Raw genomic sequence first — 18404 nt, 5'->3', positions numbered from 1 at the left:
CACTTTTTTGTCCATTTCTCGCAAAAGGGCAATCTAAATCCTTCTTATTCAAATGAAAATTCTCGAAAAATCGTCATTTTTTGTTGTAAATGACATGCAAAGATGAATTTTTACAACACAATATATTATGTATTTGCGTGTGACTATGTAGGTGTTTTGTTATAAAAGCGAGTTTTTAGCAAAAAGCTCGGAGTTTTTGACAAGTATTCTTCTCGGGCTCAAAATACACTGCCAGCCATTGATGATCCTCGAAGCGGTTTTCGAGGAGAGAGATTGAGGAAAACGCATGTTTACAGCAACGAACGTGTTAACACCGGAATTTATCGAGCAGCCGCTTGATAAGTTGTGGTCACTGATCTCGCCATTGTACATGGTGGACGAGTCTCAATGGCTAGAGCAATTATTGCCACTAGCAACGCCGACAGCGGAAGAAAAGTCGGCAATCACGACCCAAACAACCCAGCTTATCGAAGCCATCCGTGCGGACAAGAAGTCAATTCAGATGATTGATGCGCTACTGCTGGAATACAGCTTAGATACTCATGAAGGTATCTTACTGATGTGTCTTGCAGAAGCCTTGATGCGTATTCCTGATTCAGCAACGGCGGATGCTCTGATTAAAGATAAGTTAAGCGTTGCTGACTGGAAATCTCACCTTAAGAGTTCTGATTCGGTCTTCGTTAATGCTTCTACTTGGGGCTTAATGTTAACGGGTAAAGTGATTGGTCTTGGTGAGCAAGAAACCCAGAGCCCAGGTCAGGCTGTAAACCGTCTGGTAAATAAATTCTCAGAACCTGTGATTCGCAAAGCCATGTATCAGGCAATGAAGATCATGGGTCATCAGTTTGTACGTGGTCGTACGATTGAAGAAGCGCAGAAAAACGGTCGCCCAATGCGCGACAAAGGTTTCACTTACTCATTTGATATGTTGGGTGAAGCGGCGCTGACTACGGCAGACGCAAGCAAGTACTTCAAAGACTACCTAATGGCGATTGAAGCCGTTGGTCGTGAAACGTACGGTAGCGATACAAGTCCTGCACCTTCTGTTTCTATCAAGCTTTCTGCACTTCACCCACGTTATGAAGTGGCGAATGAAGAACGCGTGATGACAGAGCTTTACGACACCTTAACGCAACTGCTCAAGCGCGCTATCGAAGTGGATGTTGCCATTACGATTGACGCAGAAGAAGCGGACCGTCTTGAGCTGTCACTAAAACTGTTTGAAAAACTGTACCGCAGCGACCTTTTGAAAGGCTGGGGCAAGTTTGGTCTGGTAGTTCAAGCCTACTCGAAACGTGCATTGCCTGTATTGGTATGGCTAAACGGTCTAGCGAAAGAGCAGGGTGATTTGATCCCGCTTCGTCTAGTAAAAGGCGCGTACTGGGACAGCGAAATCAAGTGGTCACAACAAGCCGGTTACGAAAACTACCCAGTTTACACGCGCAAAGAAGCGACGGATGTTGCTTACCTAGCGTGTGCGCGCTTCCTACTAAGTGAAGGCGTGCGCGGTAATATCTTCCCGCAGTTTGCTAGCCACAACGCGCACACTGTTACTGCGATTGCTGTAATGGCAGAACACAAAGATTACGAATTCCAACGTCTGCATGGTATGGGCGATTCGCTTTATAATCATGTGATGGACACTTATGGTCAGCCAGTTCGTATTTACGCGCCAGTTGGTAGCCATGCGGATCTACTGCCTTACTTGGTTCGTCGCTTACTAGAAAACGGCGCAAACAGTTCGTTTGTGCACCGTTTGGTCGATGCGCGTTGTCCTATTTCAGAGCTGACGCATCATCCTGTTGATGTGCTGACCTCTTTTGAGACGCTACACAACGGTCAAATTCCAATGCCAACCGGCATCTTCCCAGAGCGTAAAAACTCGTACGGTGTCAACGTTGATATCGACAGCGAAGCGAAGCCGTTTGAAGCGCAGGTTGAAAGCTTTCTGAATCAGAAGTGGACTGCGGGTCCGATCATCAATGGCGAAAAACATGCCGAAAGCATGATCAAGGAAAACTCCGCAGAGATCATTACTGCCCCTTACGATCGCCGTATCGAAGTAGGTCAGGTGGCTTTCGCAAGCCTTGATCATGTTTCCGCTGCAATCGAAGCGGCTGATGCTGCATTCCCAGAGTGGAAAGGCACCGCGATTGAACAAAAAGCGCAGTGTTTAGAAACTTTGGCTGACCTAATGGAAGCCAACCTTGCTGAGCTGGTGGCGATTTGTCACCAAGAAGCGGGTAAGACGATTCACGATAGTATTGATGAAGTGCGTGAAGCGGTCGATTTCTGTCGTTACTACGCGAAACAAGCGCAAAACCTTCAAGCGTTCGAGTTGGAAGGATTTGATGGCGTGAAGCGCATTTCTAGCCGCGAAGGGTTAGGCGTATTCGTTTGTATCAGCCCATGGAACTTCCCTCTGGCGATCTTCCTTGGCCAAGTCACAGCGGCATTGGTGGCAGGTAACACAGTTGTGGCTAAGCCTGCTGAGCAAACTAGCTTAATTGCGGCGCGTGCGATTGAATTGATGTTAGAAGCTGGTTTCCCGGCAGGTGTGATTCAGCTATTGCCAGGTCGTGGTGGTGAAATTGGTCATGCACTAACGTCTCACGATGCGATTGCAGGCGTGGCATTTACTGGTTCGACAGCAACGGCGCAGCGCATCAACGTGACGCTTGCCGAGCGCAGCGCGAAGCCAGTACCGTTTATCGCTGAAACTGGCGGTCAAAACGCGATGATTGTGGATAGTACGGCACTGCCAGAGCAAGTTGTGCGTGACGTGATTCGTTCTGCTTTCGCTTCTGCAGGTCAACGTTGTTCTGCCCTGCGTGTCCTGTTTGTTCAAGAAGATGTTGCGGATCGCATCATCAACCTTATCCAAGGTGCGATGAATGAACTGCATGTTGGTATTCCTTACCTACACAAAACGGATATGGGTCCGGTTATCGACAGCAATGCGAAAAATAAACTCCTTGCTCACCTAGAGCACATGACAAGCACGCAAACCAAAGTTGCTCAATTGCAATTGGACGAAGCGTGTCAGCACGGTGATTTTGTGTCGCCAAGTGCATTCGAAATTTCGGGCATTGATGTTCTGAAAGAAGAGCAGTTTGGTCCTATCTTGCACATTGTCCGCTTTAAAGCGTCTGAGTTGCCAAATGTGGTTGAGCAAATCAATCAAACCGGTTTTGGTCTCACAATGGGCATCCACAGCCGTAACGAAACCACTTACCGTTGGATTGAAAAACACGCTCGCGTGGGTAACTGCTACATCAACCGCGATCAGGTTGGTGCAGTGGTTGGCGTTCAGCCATTCGGTGGTCAAGGCTTGTCGGGTACTGGGCCGAAGGCAGGTGGTCCTCACTACCTATACCGCTTCACTCAACAACATCTTGTTCAAGCAGAGAAAGCATAAGGAGTCGCATTATGGTTCATCAAATCACGTATTTTAAAGATGCATTCTCTGCGTGGGAGCAGTGGAATCTGACCGATTTTGATTACAAATGCGAGCATTTGCTGGCATTTAAATCTGCGATTGAAGAGCAGCATAGCGTGGTTGGCAAAGTGGTGTCTTACCACTTGCAACAAGCGTCAGCTCTGTTAGCAGAAACTCATCAGTTAGTGGGTCCTACGGGCGAAACTAACGAGCTGTACGCGGCGGGTCGCGGTGTGGCTTTGGTCGTTTGTGAAAACAACCTGGCGAATACCGAGAACGCACTGTACAGCGCATTTGCAATGATCACCTGTGCTTTGATTGCAGGCAACAGTGTGGTGATTTGCAGTGACAATACAGAGCTTACTCAATTGGTTAAGCATGCTGTAGTGTCAGCAAACTTCCCATCTAACTTAGTCCAAGTGGTTGCGTACGATGCGTCTTCCCCGTTGTTAGACAGTGACGTACGTAGTGTGGGTTATGTTGGGCATTCACAGGTTGAGCATGCGCTTAACCTGCAAATGGCTAAGCGTGACGGTGCTATCGTCGGCTTAGTTTCTGAAACGGATTTAGAGTCACCGACATTGACTCATGATCCTCATCTATCGTTGCGCTTTATTACTGAGCGTACACGAACGATAAATATTACAGCGGTGGGCGGTAACGCGACTCTACTCGAGTTGGGAAGCGACTCCCACTAACCTGACTTGTGATGCCAACCTAATCACAAAGAGTCGTAGAGCTCATTTGGGTTGGTATCTCTTGCTTTGATGTATTGCTGCGATGGCAAAATATCAAAGAGGGCAAGGAAGGAAATAATTATAACGAGGACTATCAAATGATAGAAAATAGCTTTGCTATCACGACCACTTTTGTGGCGTATTTACTAATTATGGTTGCCATTGGCGTTTACGCGTATAAGAGGACTTCCAATTCATCTGACTACTTCCTAGGTGGTCGTAGCCTTGGTCCATGGCCAGCGGCACTTTCTGCGGGCGCATCAGACATGAGTGGCTGGTTGCTACTTGGTCTTCCGGGGTATGCGTATGCAGCAGGTATTGAAGCGTTCTGGCTAGCAGGTGGTCTGCTTGTGGGTACATGGCTAAACTGGTTAATCAGTGCAAAACGTCTACGTACTTACAGCATCCAAACTGATGCGCTAACGCTGCCTGAGTTCCTGTCGCGTCGCTTTAACGATAAGTCGAAACTGATTCAGACAATCTCTGCGTTCTTCATTCTTCTATTCTTCCTTTTCTATACCAGCTCAGGCTTGGTAGCAGGGGGTAAATTGTTTGAGACCGTATTCGGCTTGGATTACAGCATTGCCGTTATCATTGGTACGGTGTGTGTGGTTTCGTACACGCTATTTGGTGGTTTCCTAGCGGTATCTTGGACGGACTTGGTGCAAGGTCTACTGATGGCGGCAGCGCTAATGATCGTGCCTGTTGCAGTAATGGACGGTGGTCTAGGTCAACTAGCGACGGACATGCACAACATTAACCCAGAGCTATTAACGCTATGGAACGACGTGAAAGGCGAGCCTCTATCGGCTATCGCAATCATCTCGTTGGTGGCATGGGGTCTAGGTTACTTTGGTCAGCCACACATCCTCGCGCGTTTTAAAGCTTCTCGTTCAAACAAAGACCTAACAACAGCGCGTCGTATCGCTGTGGGTTGGACTGCGCTTTCTATGGCGGGTGCAATGCTAGTTGGTCTTGTTGGTCTAGTGTGGGTAACGGGTCACCCGGGCACGCAACTAGAAGATGGCGAAAAAATCTTCATGCTATTGGTGAACACGGTATTCCACCCAGTGATTGCAGGTATCCTATTGGCGGCAATCCTAGCGGCGGTAATGAGTACTGCGGATTCACAACTTCTTGTGTCTTCATCTGCTTTAGCAGAAGATTTCTACAAGCAAGTGATTAAGCCGGATGCGACGTCTGAAGAAATCGTGATGATTGGTCGTATTGGCGTTATCGTGATTTCTCTTATCGCGCTATTCCTAGCAATGACACCAGACAGCTCTGTTCTAGGTCTTGTATCTTACGCATGGGCAGGCTTTGGTGCTGCGTTTGGTCCGGCAGTTGTACTTAGCCTTTACTGGAGCGGTATGAACCGTAACGGTGCACTAGCAGGTATCCTAATCGGTGGTGTGACTATCGTGGTTTGGAAACAGCTAACAGGCGGTTGGTTCGATGTGTACGAAATCGTACCGGGCATCATCTTCTCAACGATTGCGATCATTGGCGTGAGCAAGATGACTGGTGGTGCGGCGCAAGAGGTGCTGGAGCAACACAAAGAATACCAGAAGAAGTTGGTTGAACTAGACTAATTCCTCTCAATTTAAGGCAAAGCCCGCGACCATCGCGGGCTTTTTTATTATGAGTGTCGGACTTTTGAGTAAACCACCGTGTTGCTCAGTTCTCCTGATGTAGAAAGACGATCATGTCGCAGTTCACCTTCATACTCATAGCCACAACGCTCTGCTACGGCGCGGCTTTTTAGGTTGGTTGAATCCGCGGTAATCGCAATGCGCCTCGCGCCAAGGTCTTCAAAAGCGTAACGTTCTAATTCTTGCACCGCTTCAGAAATGTAGCCGTTACCCACAGCTGCATCATCCAGCCAGTAACCGATTTCAAATGATGGGACTTCCTGATCTCGAATCATTAAGCCAACGGCACCCATTAAGCGGTCGCTCTCTTTTTCGATAATGAAATAACGCAACTCTCCTTCGAAATTTTCAAAGTTTGCGATGGCTTTTTTTGTCCCCTCAATCATGGCTTCTAATGTGAGCACATGTGGCACCCAAGGAAGATACACTTCGAGAGTCTTCTGGCTACGCAATACTGCTTGATGTGCTTCTTCTGCACGCTCTAAACAAGCAGGGATGAGCTTAAGACGTTTCGTTTCCATTCTGGTTCTCCTTTGGGTGAAAAATGAACGAAAAATCATTTAAACAGGTGTACTTAGAATAATCTAGTTGTTCGTATACCCAAATAACCTCGAGATGCTAGGTTCAGCGAGAATGACTTGGTTTGTTTTGAAGAACCTGCGAGAATTGGGTGGTAATTAAAATCACTAGGTTCATTATGAAACTTTTAGTAAGAAACTTGGCTCGTCAAACGACTGAGCAAGACATGCGTGCACTGTTCTCTGCGTACGGCAAAGTAGAGCTTTGTACATTGGTTCTTGATCAAGAAACCGGTTTATCAAAAGGCTTCGGTTTTGTGATCATGCCAGATGAAGCAGAAGCGATTGCTGCTCTGGAAGCGCTGAACTTGAGCAACGTAGCGAAAAGCAAAATTCGCGTGAAAGTCGCGCAAGACTAAGATAGAGAAAAGCCAGCATCACCGCTGGCTTTTTTGTATTTCATGAATGACCACGCTTTACCTCACGGATTGTATAACCCAGACATCAAGATCTGGTCGGTAGGTAGTATCGAAGTAGCCTAAATCGTCAAATGCGAATTGAACTCCAGCTTCGTTAGCTCTGGGTTGGTTACCGCAAATCACATTAAACATGGCGCTCAGAAAACGGCCGTGAGACACCACCAAGTAACGCCCCTGTCCACGTCGAATAATAGACTGAAGGGCTAGGCTAGCGCGTGCATATAGTTCAACGCCACTCTCCCCTTCATCGGCAGAGACGACGTAAGGTTGATATGGGGTGACGAAACCAGCCATAGGATATTTGTGCTTGGATTCACTAAATGGCAAACCTTGTAATGGTCCGTTGTCACGCTCCATCAACTCATCATGAGTTGTCATGCTGACATTTAGGTGTTCAGAAAAGATCTCGGCGACCTGTCGCGCCCGCTGCATTGAGCTGCTCAAGATTGCGTCGTACTGGCGCCCTTCTTCAACAAACTGTTGTGCTCTGTCTTGTGCTTGTTGAATACCTATTTCAGTCAATGGGCTGTCGAATCGTCCTTCATGTACTTTCAAATCGTCGGCTTGTGAACGCCCATGACGGACGAAGGTGATATGAATCATCTAACTTCCTTGTTTTGTATTAGTTTCCTCAACCCGATACGTGCTTACTATGCATCTATCGGCATCGCGGCGAAATACTTGCAGCTAATGAAAGTATTTGCGTAATCACTGATAGCGTCATATTACATACGTTTGTATTATTTTTGCACAAGTGGTGCCACAAAATGAGACCGACTTAGGTCTCAGTTTTCAGGTATATATGCAGAAATTTTTGGAGGAAGAGCACAAAAAAACAAAGGGCATTTATTATTGTGGAATTTTTTTGAACAAAATATGTCAATTGTCAGTAGTACAGTAAAAAACAGGGAGAGGTGTAATGCCGGATATTTATTGCTCAGCCTGCAGAAGAGCAACGCAGCATAAAGTGATCATGAAGCGTTGTGAATCTGATCAAATCGAAACACTGACAGGCAAAGTGGTAAGCTTTACTCAGTTGATGGCAAAGTTTGTGACAGGTGAGCACTACTATGAGATGGAACCACAGTACTACTGTCGATGCTGTAACCATCGCGCTATAGGTGAAGTTATTCAGCATCCAGCGCGACAGACATCAGCGATCATGTGATCGAGCTTATTACGCAACGAGTTCTTTTTGCGTAGCGAACGGTAATCCGTCAATCATCACTGGCCAACCATATGAGGCATACTCAGCGGCCAATGATTTTGCGACTTCGTGTGATACTGTTGTATAAGTCCACTCCCCAAGACCGAACGGCTTGTACGCAAGTTGTAGGGTTAACATTGCTTTCTCCTAATTATTTTTCCCTCATTATTGCCTTAGAATTTGGCTCAGTTCTTTCCTATTTGGCTCATTTTATTCTCTGCAAAGTTCAGGAATAAGTTTTTTCATTAACATTATTATTGTGACTATAAACTCCTAGCAAAATAACTATATTTTATAAATTAAAGTTATGTGAATTTAGCTACTTTGTTTTTGTTGCTGAATTTTTGTGCTGTGCAAACGTTAAAATAATGATGAATTCACACGTTATTGATTTGTCTATTTGCAAAACAAATGGCAGCGATTAAGGTATGGATGCTAAGTTGTTGCGAGGATGTAATTGATGAGTTATCACCTAGATAGGATTGACTTGCAGATATTAAGTATTTTGCATTCTAAGGGGCGGATACCTGTTGTGGAGTTAGCCAAGCTGGTTAATCTCACGACGTCACCATGCTCGGAACGAGTCAAAAGGTTGGAAAAAGGTGGCTATATTAATGGCTACCATGCGGAGCTTAATGCTGAAAAACTTGGGCTAGATGTCCAAGTATTTATTCATATTCGTTTAGACCAAACCAGTTTCTCTATCTTTGAAAAGTTTGCGAAGGCGGTCGAGTTGATGCCAGAAATAGAGGAATGTTATTCGCTGTCAGGGGATTTCGATACCATGATAAAAGTGCGAGTCAAAAGTATGAAAGCTTATCAGGAGTTTATGTCGAGTAAGTTAGGGACCCTACCTGGTGTTATTCAAACCCGAAGTGAAGTCGTAATAGAAGAGCATAAAGTAGGTCGAGGTGTTAACCCAGATCTCCTAGGGACACTTTAGTGTTGTCGGGCCATGAGTAAAGACGCTGAAACTCAGCGCCTTGGAACAATGGTCTTCTCGATGCTGTTGGGCTAGAACTCGCATTCCGCTTTAAAGCGCATGCGCTCCTTACTATATGGATGATCCAGTTCTAGCTTCTCTGCATGAAGATGAAGACGGTTGGCCTTCTCGCCATATAAGCCGTCGCCAACCATTGCCATGTTCAACCCCATGTGGTGGGCACTGTGTACACGCAACTGGTGGGTTCGACCCGTTTTCGGGTACATGTACACCTTGCTGCGTCCGTCTTTCACTTCAATCAGTTGCCAGTAAGTTTCTGCAGGTTTACCGTGCTCAAAGCACACCAGTTGACGTGGGCGGTCATCTGGATCGCCACGCATCGGGAGCGAGATTTCACCTTCAGGCTCGGTTAACACTCCCTCAAGCAGCGCCATATAGCGCTTTTGTACGCCGCGAGTGATGAACTGCTTCTGCAGGCTTTTGTTCGCGCGTTTGGTTAAAGCAAATACTAAAATGCCCGATGTCGCCATATCGAGGCGATGAATCACAAATGGCCCTTCGACATCCGGGAACATCGCTTGCAGGCGTGTGTACGCTGAATCCTTGATGGTTTTCCCCGGAACGGAAAGCAGGCCCGAAGGCTTGTTGACGATCACCATGGCTTCATCTTGGAACAGTATTTCTAACTCTTTATCTTCTGCCCAGTTTTCTGCCAACGGGTTTGGCTCCACATCCAAGCCTTGTAGCATGTGCCCCAAAATCGGCTGACATTTGCTGTTGCAAGATGGGTAAAACTTTTTGTGCTGGCGCACCTCCGACTTCGGCGATACGCCCCACCAAAACTCTGCTAATGCCAGTGGTTGGTAGCCATGCTTGTATGCGAACTGAAGCAGTTTCGGCGCGGCACACTCACCAGCACCTGCAGGTGGTACCGAGTTGGTGGTAGGAGCAAAAATGTCCACCAAATCGCGCTCGGCACTGTGGTTATCCAAGAAGCGGTATTGCTTATGCAGTTTGTGCTGTAGCGCGTTAGACAAGTCCTTGCGCTGCTCTTTAAGTTCTGCCAGTTTTTGTTCTAGCTCGGCTAAGCGCGCTTCTTTGATTGCGAGCTTTTCGTCCCACGCTTGCTTGAGGTACTTGAGCACATTCTTTTCAGCGACACTTTGTTTGCCTAAATCATCCAGTAGCACTTTTAGAGCTTCGGGACTTAGCGTTTGTTCGCCTTGCTTACGCTGCTGTTTACGCTCTGCACGCCCCGCAATCATCACTTGGCGCTGGGTATTTTCTTCTTGTTGATACGCTTCGCGGTCAGCTTTGATTTCCGCTTTCAGTTGTGTCAGTTCTGGATTAGCAGCAAAGGCTTTGTATTGCGCATTCGCCGCGTTAATAGCATCTGTCTCGCCACGGAAGAAACCTTCTTCTGTCAGCATGTCGAATACAGGTGGAACAAAACCAGGTAGTAAATTTTGATCGGCAATCTTGCCTGAGAAAGCGCTGAAGTAGCCAAGCTCACCCTGTGGGCTACGCACCAATAAAACGCCGAACATTTTGCCACGTCCACTTTGTTCATCCTCAAGACCAAAATCATGTTCGAAGTCGGTTTGTGCCATCAGATGTTGCTGCAATTGTTCAGCAGCCAACACACACAATGGGTGAGGTGTGTAGTAGAACGGAAACGTAAACTGCGCCGGTAAATCATAACCAGAAATATCTGCAGTAAAACGAGTAAAGCAATGTTCAGGCGAGTGCATAATTGTGAGTCCGCATGAAATAAAAATCGAGCACGGATTGTACCTGTTTTAAAGTGGATTGCTATCTTGAACCTAGTTCACCCTGCTCATTTCAGCTTGAGATTCACTCAAGATCCTGTACCTTACCAAGATTGTTTTTTGCAGCCTGTTTTCATTCACAGAGTGACCTGTGCTGCTTCATTTTTTGAGTTAAAGTCATGTCACAAGCTAGCATCAAGTTCATTGCCACCGATATGGATGGCACCTTGCTTGACCAATATGGTCGTTTAGATCCTGAATTCTTTGATCTGTTCTTACAGCTCGAAGAGAAGGGTATTTTGTTCTCGGCAGCATCAGGTCGTCAGTACTACAGTTTGCGCGATACGTTTGCGCCGATCCAAGATCGCATGATTTATGTGGCGGAAAATGGCACCTTGGTTATGTACCAAGACAAAGAGCTCTACAGCTGTACCATTCCAAAATCGGAAATTGATGAAATTATAAAAGCGGCTCGTGCGGTAGAAGGCACCCACTTAGTATTGTGTGGTAAGCGTTCGGCTTACATCGAAACCAAAGATCCTAAAGCCTTAGAAGAGTTCCAGAAGTACTACCATCGCTGTGAATATGTGCCTGACTTGTTAGAAGTAGAAGATGAGTTCATCAAGGTCGCAATTTGTCACTTTGGTGGCTCAGAAGAGTTGGTTTATCCAACCATGAAAGCAAGGTTTGATGATACGCATCAGGTTGTGGTGAGTGCGAAGATTTGGTTGGATGTGATGAACGCAGAAGCGTCAAAAGGCTCGGCAATCAAGCACCTTCAAGAGACTATGGGCTTTGGACCTGAAGAGACGATGACATTTGGCGACTACTTAAATGATCTCGAAATGCTACAAGTGAGCGAGCACTCATATGCAATGGAAAACGCGCATGAAGCAGTGAAGAAAATCGCCCGTTTCTCAGCACCAAGCAACCGCGACTCTGGAGTGATGAAAGTGATCAGAGAGAAAGTGCTTTAATCGCTTTTTTGCTCATAATGTGAACATAAAAGCCCCGCCATGTGATGAGCGGGGCTTTTGTTCATTTGAAGCTTAGTGAGTCTATACTTAGAGGCAAATTAGCGTACGTATTTAGCCGTTGCGCTAACAAGCCAATGTTGCAGTTTACCATTCGGGTTTTCTACCCACAGGTCGTTATGGTAGCGGTAGATGCGGCCATTCACGGTTAGAGCAAGCGTGTTCTCACCCGTTTGTTCCATGCGAATAAACTGGTCAGAAGTTACCAAAAATGGCTCTAGGTCTTCTGTACTTGCACCCTTGTACACTAGGAAGTAACCAAACATGTTACCTGCGTCAGGGTCAGTAGAGTGAATGCGGTGCCCAACCAGCGTGTAATTATCGTTGAGTGCTTCTTCGAGGGTTTGTGTACCTACAGTTTCGTGAGATGGGATGAACACCCAAGCCAACACACCTATCGCGATCACTAGCAGTAATAGCACTGCTCGCATGAAGTTTTTCATCATGGTTATCCGTTTATCGTTGGAATTTCATTTTGTACATGCGCTTATCCGCTAAATTGATCAGGAAGTCAATGTTGTCGCCGTCATTAGGGTAGCTTGCTGCACCTAAGCTGGTTGAAAGTGTTTGCGGTTCATTAGACACCATTATTGGTCGCTCAAAAACGGCGTGAATGTGATGTTCTGCATCTTTGATTTCACAGTCCTCATTCGACTCAATAATGACAGCGAACTCGTCTCCGCCCATTCGGTACGTTGAGAACTGGTGTAACTCCATTAATTTCAATCTATTCGCCACCTCTTTTAACGCAATATCGCCCGCTTGATGGCCTTTGGTATCGTTGATGGCTTTGAAGCCATTGAGATCGAGCAGAAGCAATGAAAATGGCAGCTTGGCGCTCTCCAGACGGCGTAGCTCGAAAAACATCGCACTGCGGTTAGGGAGGGAAGTTAAACTATCACTTAATGCCATCTTTTTGTGGTATTTGGATTCACTTTGATAGAAGTACGCCAGAAGGGCAACGGTCATAACGAATATCGTTAAAAGAACGTATTGTGCAAACATTAGCTGTTTAGCTTGATTCTGCTGTTTTTGATAGAGAGGGCTAGCAACCCTAAAATTTTGAGTTACATAGTCAATCATTTCTAAATATAGGTTTTGCGCACCTCGATAAAATTGGTTCGCCGCTATACTGCTGCCAGTTTTTGCTTCAACAAGTGTTGGTTCTAGTTTTTGGAAGCGGGTAAACAACCCAGAGAAATAGCGTCTGACTTCATGTCTAGAGAGAAAGGAGTCAGCCTCACGGTTGTTTATCAATAAGTCAAAACGGCTCCAAGCAAGCTCATATTGCAACTCTGCACCATCAATATTCATTACGCTTTCGTTGAGTCTTCTTGCTTCACTGACAAGTTCTGATAGTTCTTTAGATAAATGAAATAGGAACCAAGTAGCTTGGTTTTGTTGATCGGAGTATGAGCGAGCTAGATCCCGAGTTTGCTTAAACAAAGCGAGATTTGCCAGCAGCAAAGTCGTAGCAACCGTGATGAGCAAGACTTTACTTCTCAATGAAAAAGGTCCCGTTTTCGGGGGAGATATATCTGAATTCATTATTTTTCTTCTATTTTCACGCTATTAAGTTGCCATACCATTTGTGAATGGTAGTGGCTAACATCGATCTCAGGAAAACGAGAGATAGGATAAATTAACCAAAATGGTCCTTTATCTCTTATCCTTATGTATTTCTTGTCTTTTTTATAGGCGACAATAGGTTCGTAACGCAGAATATCTTCACGATTTAGATTGGCATGGTAATCATTTAAAGCTCGTAATTCGACACGCTCTGGGACTTCGCCAAATGCTTGTCGAAGAAGTGTACTGAGAGTCACTCCCTCAAACACCGCCGGATTCTCTAACCAAGGTAGCTCTGTAACATAGGAGGTAGTAGGCAGTGTTTCTATATCTTCGAGTGCAATAACGAGGTTGGTTTCTTCCGGACTGCTAAACTGTATTGTGTTCGCGAAAAGTGTCGGCGCAAACAAAAATAAAGTGAGTGCTACTATTTTTCTCATCTTGTGCCCTTTTGAGTTGTTCCCCTAGATTCAGCTAGCGCATTAATCGCTATCTAAAGCTATGGTTATATATTTATTAATAATAGAGCCAACTTGATGAATTTATATAATATGTTTTGTGTGAAAAGTAACCTTTGGCGAAATATACGTCAAGGTTAATAACAAAGTTAAAATTACAACTATTGGATGAAAATATTATTTGGCTTGTTTTGTGTGCAGTTCGCTTCAGCTTGTCTAACTTTCGTGACACTTTCAGTGAATTAAGAGAGGGAATATGTTTGACTGGTATTACAAGGTTATCCTCAATTACACCAACTTTAATGGCAGAGCGAGACGCCAAGAGTATTGGTACTTTACGCTGGTGAATGTGTTGGTCAATTTGGTGATGGGCATTATCGATAGGGCGATAGGTAGTGTCACACAAATGGACAATTTTGGTTTTTTTGGTGTGATTTACGCGTTGTTTATTATGATTCCTACTATTGGAGTCACAGTGCGCCGCTTACATGATTCTGGGCGAACTGGTTGGTGGGCGTTGATCGCTTTTGTCCCTATTATCGGTGTTTTAGTGTTGCTTTACTTCCTAATTCAAGACAGTGAAGAAGGTACAAACCAATACGGTATGAGTCCAAAGTACTAACCAAATTAAAGCCATCCAATATGTGGATGGCTTTATATCAAAACTGCTATTTCTTATCGGGCTATCTCGCGGGTTTGCTCGCTAGGACGTTAAGCAAACAGATACTTCGCGTGAAAGTTCAAGTGATCAGCGATAAAGCTCGAGATAAAGAAGTAGCTGTGGTCGTATCCTGGTTGCATGCGAAGCTTCAGTTCAGAACTATGGATGTTAGCAGCTGCTAGTAGTACGTCAGGTTTTAATTGCTCAGCAAGGAAATTATCCGCATCACCTTGGTCTACCAAGATTGGCAATGGTGATTTTGCTTGTTTGAGTAACTCGCTTGCGTCGTACTGCTTCCAGCTTTCGATATCAGTGCCTAGGTAAGCGGTAAACGCTTTTTGGCCCCAAGGACATTGCATTGGGTTACTGATCGGGCTAAATGCTGAAATTGAGCGGTACTGCTCTGAGTTTTTCAAACCGATGGTGATCGCACCGTGACCACCCATGCTGTGGCCCGAAATCGACTTCACGTCAGAGACAGGGAAGTTGTTTTCAATGATCGCAGGTAGCTCTTGAGTGATGTAGTCGTACATGTGGTAGTGACGTGACCACGGCTCTTGAGTGGCGTTTAGGTAGAAACCAGCACCTTTACCCAAATCGTAGTTCTCATCATCTGCAACATCGTCGCCACGTGGGCTGGTATCCGGTGCCACAATAGCGATCCCTAACTCAGCCGCCATTTGAAATGCTCCGGCTTTCTGCATGAAGTTTTCATCGGTACACGTTAAGCCTGACAACCAGTAAACTACAGGTACTGGGTTTGATTTGGTTGCATTAGGTGGCAAGAAGATCGCGAAGCGCATGTTGCAGTTCAAAGCGCGTGATTCGTGAGTGTATTGTTTATGCCAACCACCGAATACTTTGGCTTGGCTTAGGCTTTCAATGGTCATGGATATCTCTCGATAAAACAATGATTTTCTAACGGCGGACAAGACCGTTAAAGACAGCGGATGGCTCTCTTCCCAAAAGAAAACGTGTCCCGAGAGAAGAGAGCCAATTTTAAATATCAGTCACATTACGCGAACTGTTATTTTTATTTTTGGATTATTTATCCATGTGAAGAACAGTACGGATAGATTCACCTTTGTGCATCAATTCGAACGCTTCGTTCACGTCTTGTAGACCCATTGTGTGAGTGATGAATTCTTGTAGACCGAACTCACCAGCCATGTAGCGGTTTACGATTTCTGGAAGCTCTGAGCGGCCTTTAACGCCACCGAAAGCAGAGCCACGCCATACGCGACCAGTTACTAGTTGGAATGGACGAGTTGAGATCTCTTGACCTGCACCAGCAACACCAATGATTACTGACTCACCCCAACCTTTGTGACAACATTCAAGTGCTTGACGCATCACGTTTACGTTACCGATACATTCGAATGAGTAGTCAACACCACCGTCTGTCATCTCCACGATAACGTCTTGGATTGGTTTGTCGAATTTCATTGGGTTGATGCAATCAGTTGCGCCAAGTTGTTTTGCTAGTTCGAACTTGCTCTCGTTGATGTCTACACCGATGATGCGGCTTGCACCAGCCATGCGAGCGCCGATGATTGCAGAAAGACCGATACCGCCTAGACCGAAGATAGCGACCGTATCACCTTTTTCAACTTTCGCTGTGTTTAGTACCGCGCCCATACCTGTGGTTACGCCACAGCCTAGAAGACAAACTTCTTCAAGTGGTGCTTCTTTGTTTACTTTTGCTAGTGAGATTTCTGGAAGAACCGTGTACTCAGAGAAAGTAGAACAACCCATGTAGTGGAAGATTGTCTCACCGTTTACAGAGAAGCGGCTTGTGCCGTCTGGCATTAGGCCTTTACCTTGAGTTTCACGAACTGCCTGACATAGGTTTGTTTTGCCAGATTTACAGAACTTACACTCACCACATTCTGCTGTGTAAAGAGGAATTACGTGGTCGCCAACTTCAACGCTTGTTACGCCTTCGCCAATCATTTCAACGATACCGCCGCCTTCGTGGCCAAGGATTGAAGGGAAGATACCTTCTGGATCGTCACCTGATAGAGTGAATGCGTCAGTGTGACAAACACCAGTAGCAACGATGCGAACAAGAACTTCGCCAGCCTTAGGAAGTTGTACATCAACTTCTTCCATTTTTAGTGGCTCACCTGCAGCCCATGCAACCATTGCTTTTGATTTAATGTGAGTTTGACCTGGTTTGATTTCAAGTGCCATTGGATGTTTCCTTTATATTCTCAGTATGTAGAGTGACGTCATAAGCGTAGTTGAGTGTTTCTCTCTGCGCTGCGTCGTTTTGTTGGTGCCCATTTTAGGTGTTTCACAAAAAATGATAATCCGGCTAAATTGAAAATGATTTTTACGTATATGTAATAGTTGAGGCGATGGTGTTGTTATTTGCGCTGTCTCTCAGTAAGTGAGTTTTCAAAGGTTTACTTTTAACTTCGAAAAATAAATGAGGTAAATCATGCGCTTTGAATACTTGCTTGATGATGAAGTCACCCAAGAACTCGATGCTAAGTTAAGAGCTTTGCTGTCCACTTGCTTTACCAAGGAGCAAGACAAAATCTTTCAAACCCAACGCTATTTCAATGAAATGCCTCGTCATCGCTATCTACTTTGGGATGGCGATAGACTTGCCGCTCATGTTGCTGTGCATGAAAAGCAAGTCATGATTGACGATCAATCCTTTCCTATTTGTGGTATTGCTGAAGTCTGCGTCGATCCGGGGTCACGGGGGCAGGGGCTAGTAAAAATATTGCTTGAGGCTGTTCATAAGGACGCGTTAGAAAGAGGCGATGCGTTTTCAGTTCTGTTTGGTCTCACCTCGGTTTATCAATCCAGTGGTTATCAGCCCATCAATAACTTAAAAATGGAAGTTGCCGCGAATCATTGGGTCAGCACTGATGAGACCATGGTATGCTCTCTCAAAATCATTTGGCCACAACAGACGGTTCATTTAGTCGGCTATCCTTTTTAAACAGGTTTTCTCCGCATTTCACTTTGTGTGAGAATACACAATAAATAGAATTCCATAGGATCAGAAACCATGGCGAATTGGGAAGGCGTCAGCGAGTTTGTCGCCGTCGCAGAAACCAACAGCTTTACCGGCGCAGCCAATAAGCTCAAAACATCGGTCGCGCAAATCAGCCGTCGTGTATCAGCGTTAGAAGAACGCTTGGCAGTGAAATTGCTTCATCGTACTACGCGTAAAGTGTCGTTAACTGAAGCTGGTCAACTTTATTACCAACAGTGTAAGCACCTTGTGGAAGGGTTAGAGTTAGCTGAGTTGGCAGTAACTCAGATGCAAGCCGAACCGAAAGGTGTGCTCAAAGTGACTGCGCCCGTGACCTATGGGGAAATGAATCTTGCTCCGCTGCTGCACCAGTTTTTAGAAAAGTACCCGCAAGTAAATCTCGATCTGATTCTTACTAACCAAAAGCTCGATTTGATTGAGCAAGGTGTCGATGTGGCGATTCGTTTGGGACGTTTGCAAGATTCAAGTTTGATCGCCAAGCGACTATCATCGCGTCAGCTGTATGTGTGTGCCAGCCCCGCTTACTTAGAGCGATCTGGTGAGCCGCATACCTTGTCTGAACTGAGTCATCACCAATGCTTGGTGGGTACCGCTGACTATTGGCACTTCAAAGAGCAAAAGCGCGAGAAGTCTCTTCGTGTTTCTGGTCGTATTAAATGCAACAGTGGCTTTGCCTTGGTGGATGCAGCGAAAAGAGGCTTAGGCTTAGTGCAACTGCCTGACTATTACGTACAAGAAGCATTGGATAACGGTGAGTTAGTGGAAGTATTAACCGACTACCGAGATGACCGAGAAGGTATTTGGGCGCTCTATCCGCAAAACCGAAACCTGTCACCTAAAGTTCGTCTGCTGATTGATTTCTTAGCCGAAAACATGAGCTAAGAGACAGATTAAATGAGTGGAGTAAGCCAAGTTGCTATAAGCG

At 45.6% G+C, this 18404-nt stretch carries 19 protein-coding genes; 10 read left to right on the top strand and 9 right to left on the bottom strand.

Annotated elements, in window-relative coordinates; translation table 11 throughout:
* Window positions 1-286: 286 nt before the first annotated feature.
* From putA to putP, 3 genes are all read left to right on the top strand, one after another.
* A complete protein-coding gene (gene putA / locus ACTS60_RS05305; RefSeq protein WP_440887414.1) occupies window positions 287-3418 on the top strand; it encodes a bifunctional proline dehydrogenase/L-glutamate gamma-semialdehyde dehydrogenase PutA in 3132 nt (1043 codons plus the stop codon).
* A gap of 11 nt (window positions 3419-3429) precedes the next feature.
* Window positions 3430-4137, top strand: a complete 708-nt coding sequence (locus ACTS60_RS05300) for a 1-pyrroline-5-carboxylate dehydrogenase (protein ID WP_440887413.1) — start codon at window positions 3430-3432, stop codon at window positions 4135-4137.
* Between the two features lie 137 nt (window positions 4138-4274).
* Window positions 4275-5768 (top strand): sodium/proline symporter PutP, encoded by a 1494-nt coding sequence (gene putP, locus ACTS60_RS05295; RefSeq protein WP_440887412.1) that lies wholly within the window; start codon window positions 4275-4277, stop codon window positions 5766-5768.
* Window positions 5769-5815: 47 nt separating this feature from the next.
* On the opposite strand, the gene ACTS60_RS05290 is transcribed toward putP, so the two are convergent.
* The gene (locus tag ACTS60_RS05290; protein ID WP_440887411.1) at window positions 5816-6349 is read right to left on the bottom strand and encodes a GNAT family N-acetyltransferase; all 534 of its coding nucleotides are present in this window, start codon (window positions 6347-6349) and stop codon (window positions 5816-5818) included.
* A 176-nt stretch (window positions 6350-6525) separates the two neighbouring features.
* On the opposite strand from ACTS60_RS05290, the gene ACTS60_RS05285 reads away from it, so the two are divergent.
* A complete protein-coding gene (locus ACTS60_RS05285) occupies window positions 6526-6765 on the top strand; it encodes an RNA recognition motif domain-containing protein (RefSeq protein WP_071235868.1) in 240 nt (79 codons plus the stop codon).
* A 57-nt stretch (window positions 6766-6822) separates the two neighbouring features.
* Here ACTS60_RS05285 and ACTS60_RS05280 read toward each other — a convergent pair whose 3' ends face one another.
* Complete coding sequence (locus ACTS60_RS05280) at window positions 6823-7428, bottom strand: histidine phosphatase family protein (protein WP_440887410.1); 606 nt, start codon at window positions 7426-7428, stop codon at window positions 6823-6825.
* Window positions 7429-7744: 316 nt separating this feature from the next.
* Between ACTS60_RS05280 and ACTS60_RS05275 the strand changes: the two genes are divergently transcribed.
* Window positions 7745-7993, top strand: a complete 249-nt coding sequence (locus ACTS60_RS05275) for a hypothetical protein (protein WP_010453484.1) — start codon at window positions 7745-7747, stop codon at window positions 7991-7993.
* A gap of 9 nt (window positions 7994-8002) precedes the next feature.
* Here the strand turns inward: ACTS60_RS05275 and ACTS60_RS05270 are convergent, their stop codons facing one another.
* Entirely contained in the window at window positions 8003-8170 is a 168-nt protein-coding gene (locus tag ACTS60_RS05270; RefSeq protein WP_010453481.1) for a hypothetical protein, read from the bottom strand.
* A gap of 322 nt (window positions 8171-8492) precedes the next feature.
* Between ACTS60_RS05270 and ACTS60_RS05265 the strand changes: the two genes are divergently transcribed.
* Window positions 8493-8975: an Lrp/AsnC family transcriptional regulator gene (locus tag ACTS60_RS05265; RefSeq protein WP_010453479.1), complete on the top strand. Its 483-nt coding sequence runs from the start codon at window positions 8493-8495 to the stop codon at window positions 8973-8975.
* A 71-nt stretch (window positions 8976-9046) separates the two neighbouring features.
* Here ACTS60_RS05265 and ACTS60_RS05260 read toward each other — a convergent pair whose 3' ends face one another.
* Window positions 9047-10726, bottom strand: a complete 1680-nt coding sequence (locus tag ACTS60_RS05260) for a pseudouridine synthase (protein WP_440887409.1) — start codon at window positions 10724-10726, stop codon at window positions 9047-9049.
* Window positions 10727-10923: 197 nt separating this feature from the next.
* Here ACTS60_RS05260 and ACTS60_RS05255 point away from each other — a divergent pair, with 197 nt between their 5' ends.
* Window positions 10924-11721 (top strand): Cof-type HAD-IIB family hydrolase, encoded by a 798-nt coding sequence (locus tag ACTS60_RS05255; protein WP_038887037.1) that lies wholly within the window; start codon window positions 10924-10926, stop codon window positions 11719-11721.
* Window positions 11722-11819: 98 nt separating this feature from the next.
* On the opposite strand, the gene ACTS60_RS05250 is transcribed toward ACTS60_RS05255, so the two are convergent.
* The 3 genes from ACTS60_RS05250 to ACTS60_RS05240 are packed head-to-tail and all read right to left on the bottom strand — an operon-like array spanning window position 11820 to window position 13787.
* Window positions 11820-12224: a hypothetical protein gene (locus tag ACTS60_RS05250; protein ID WP_440887408.1), complete on the bottom strand. Its 405-nt coding sequence runs from the start codon at window positions 12222-12224 to the stop codon at window positions 11820-11822.
* 10 nt (window positions 12225-12234) lie between these two features.
* Window positions 12235-13326, bottom strand: coding sequence for a GGDEF domain-containing protein (locus ACTS60_RS05245; protein WP_440887407.1), 1092 nt, complete (start codon window positions 13324-13326; stop codon window positions 12235-12237).
* Complete coding sequence (locus tag ACTS60_RS05240) at window positions 13326-13787, bottom strand: oxidoreductase (RefSeq protein WP_440887406.1); 462 nt, start codon at window positions 13785-13787, stop codon at window positions 13326-13328. Before ACTS60_RS05240 ends, ACTS60_RS05245 begins: the two co-directional genes overlap by 1 nt.
* A gap of 274 nt (window positions 13788-14061) precedes the next feature.
* On the opposite strand from ACTS60_RS05240, the gene ACTS60_RS05235 reads away from it, so the two are divergent.
* Window positions 14062-14427: a DUF805 domain-containing protein gene (locus tag ACTS60_RS05235; protein WP_440887405.1), complete on the top strand. Its 366-nt coding sequence runs from the start codon at window positions 14062-14064 to the stop codon at window positions 14425-14427.
* An 89-nt stretch (window positions 14428-14516) separates the two neighbouring features.
* On the opposite strand, the gene fghA is transcribed toward ACTS60_RS05235, so the two are convergent.
* Together fghA and ACTS60_RS05225 are read right to left on the bottom strand one after the other, a co-directional pair.
* Window positions 14517-15356, bottom strand: coding sequence for an S-formylglutathione hydrolase (fghA, locus tag ACTS60_RS05230; protein ID WP_440887404.1), 840 nt, complete (start codon window positions 15354-15356; stop codon window positions 14517-14519).
* Window positions 15357-15510: 154 nt separating this feature from the next.
* Window positions 15511-16659 (bottom strand): S-(hydroxymethyl)glutathione dehydrogenase/class III alcohol dehydrogenase, encoded by a 1149-nt coding sequence (locus ACTS60_RS05225; protein ID WP_440887403.1) that lies wholly within the window; start codon window positions 16657-16659, stop codon window positions 15511-15513.
* 250 nt (window positions 16660-16909) lie between these two features.
* Between ACTS60_RS05225 and ACTS60_RS05220 the strand changes: the two genes are divergently transcribed.
* Entirely contained in the window at window positions 16910-17422 is a 513-nt protein-coding gene (locus tag ACTS60_RS05220) for a GNAT family N-acetyltransferase (RefSeq protein ID WP_440887402.1), read from the top strand.
* A 69-nt stretch (window positions 17423-17491) separates the two neighbouring features.
* On the top strand, window positions 17492-18361 hold the full coding sequence (locus ACTS60_RS05215) for a LysR family transcriptional regulator (protein WP_440887401.1): 870 nt from the start codon (window positions 17492-17494) through the stop codon (window positions 18359-18361).
* Window positions 18362-18404: the final 43 nt, after the last annotated feature.

The organism is Vibrio sp. WZ-1, assembly GCF_052037695.1.
Lineage (GTDB): Bacteria > Pseudomonadota > Gammaproteobacteria > Enterobacterales > Vibrionaceae > Vibrio.
The sequence above is the reverse complement of the archived record's forward strand: the minus strand, read 5'-3'. Positions and strand labels throughout refer to the sequence as shown.

Excerpts from the sequence above, each read along its gene's own strand:
- putA (WP_440887414.1), top strand. The coding sequence starts at position 287 with ATGTTTACAGCAACGAACGTGTTAACACCGGAATTTATCGAGCAGCCG.
- ACTS60_RS05300 (WP_440887413.1), top strand. The coding sequence starts at position 3,430 with ATGGTTCATCAAATCACGTATTTTAAAGATGCATTCTCTGCGTGGGAG.
- putP (WP_440887412.1), top strand. The coding sequence starts at position 4,275 with ATGATAGAAAATAGCTTTGCTATCACGACCACTTTTGTGGCGTATTTA.
- ACTS60_RS05290 (WP_440887411.1), bottom strand. The coding sequence starts at position 6,349 with ATGGAAACGAAACGTCTTAAGCTCATCCCTGCTTGTTTAGAGCGTGCA.
- ACTS60_RS05285 (WP_071235868.1), top strand. The coding sequence starts at position 6,526 with ATGAAACTTTTAGTAAGAAACTTGGCTCGTCAAACGACTGAGCAAGAC.
- ACTS60_RS05280 (WP_440887410.1), bottom strand. The coding sequence starts at position 7,428 with ATGATTCATATCACCTTCGTCCGTCATGGGCGTTCACAAGCCGACGAT.
- ACTS60_RS05275 (WP_010453484.1), top strand. The coding sequence starts at position 7,745 with ATGCCGGATATTTATTGCTCAGCCTGCAGAAGAGCAACGCAGCATAAA.
- ACTS60_RS05270 (WP_010453481.1), bottom strand. The coding sequence starts at position 8,170 with ATGTTAACCCTACAACTTGCGTACAAGCCGTTCGGTCTTGGGGAGTGG.
- ACTS60_RS05265 (WP_010453479.1), top strand. The coding sequence starts at position 8,493 with ATGAGTTATCACCTAGATAGGATTGACTTGCAGATATTAAGTATTTTG.
- ACTS60_RS05260 (WP_440887409.1), bottom strand. The coding sequence starts at position 10,726 with ATGCACTCGCCTGAACATTGCTTTACTCGTTTTACTGCAGATATTTCT.
- ACTS60_RS05255 (WP_038887037.1), top strand. The coding sequence starts at position 10,924 with ATGTCACAAGCTAGCATCAAGTTCATTGCCACCGATATGGATGGCACC.
- ACTS60_RS05250 (WP_440887408.1), bottom strand. The coding sequence starts at position 12,224 with ATGATGAAAAACTTCATGCGAGCAGTGCTATTACTGCTAGTGATCGCG.
- ACTS60_RS05245 (WP_440887407.1), bottom strand. The coding sequence starts at position 13,326 with ATGAATTCAGATATATCTCCCCCGAAAACGGGACCTTTTTCATTGAGA.
- ACTS60_RS05240 (WP_440887406.1), bottom strand. The coding sequence starts at position 13,787 with ATGAGAAAAATAGTAGCACTCACTTTATTTTTGTTTGCGCCGACACTT.
- ACTS60_RS05235 (WP_440887405.1), top strand. The coding sequence starts at position 14,062 with ATGTTTGACTGGTATTACAAGGTTATCCTCAATTACACCAACTTTAAT.
- fghA (WP_440887404.1), bottom strand. The coding sequence starts at position 15,356 with ATGACCATTGAAAGCCTAAGCCAAGCCAAAGTATTCGGTGGTTGGCAT.
- ACTS60_RS05225 (WP_440887403.1), bottom strand. The coding sequence starts at position 16,659 with ATGGCACTTGAAATCAAACCAGGTCAAACTCACATTAAATCAAAAGCA.
- ACTS60_RS05220 (WP_440887402.1), top strand. The coding sequence starts at position 16,910 with ATGCGCTTTGAATACTTGCTTGATGATGAAGTCACCCAAGAACTCGAT.
- ACTS60_RS05215 (WP_440887401.1), top strand. The coding sequence starts at position 17,492 with ATGGCGAATTGGGAAGGCGTCAGCGAGTTTGTCGCCGTCGCAGAAACC.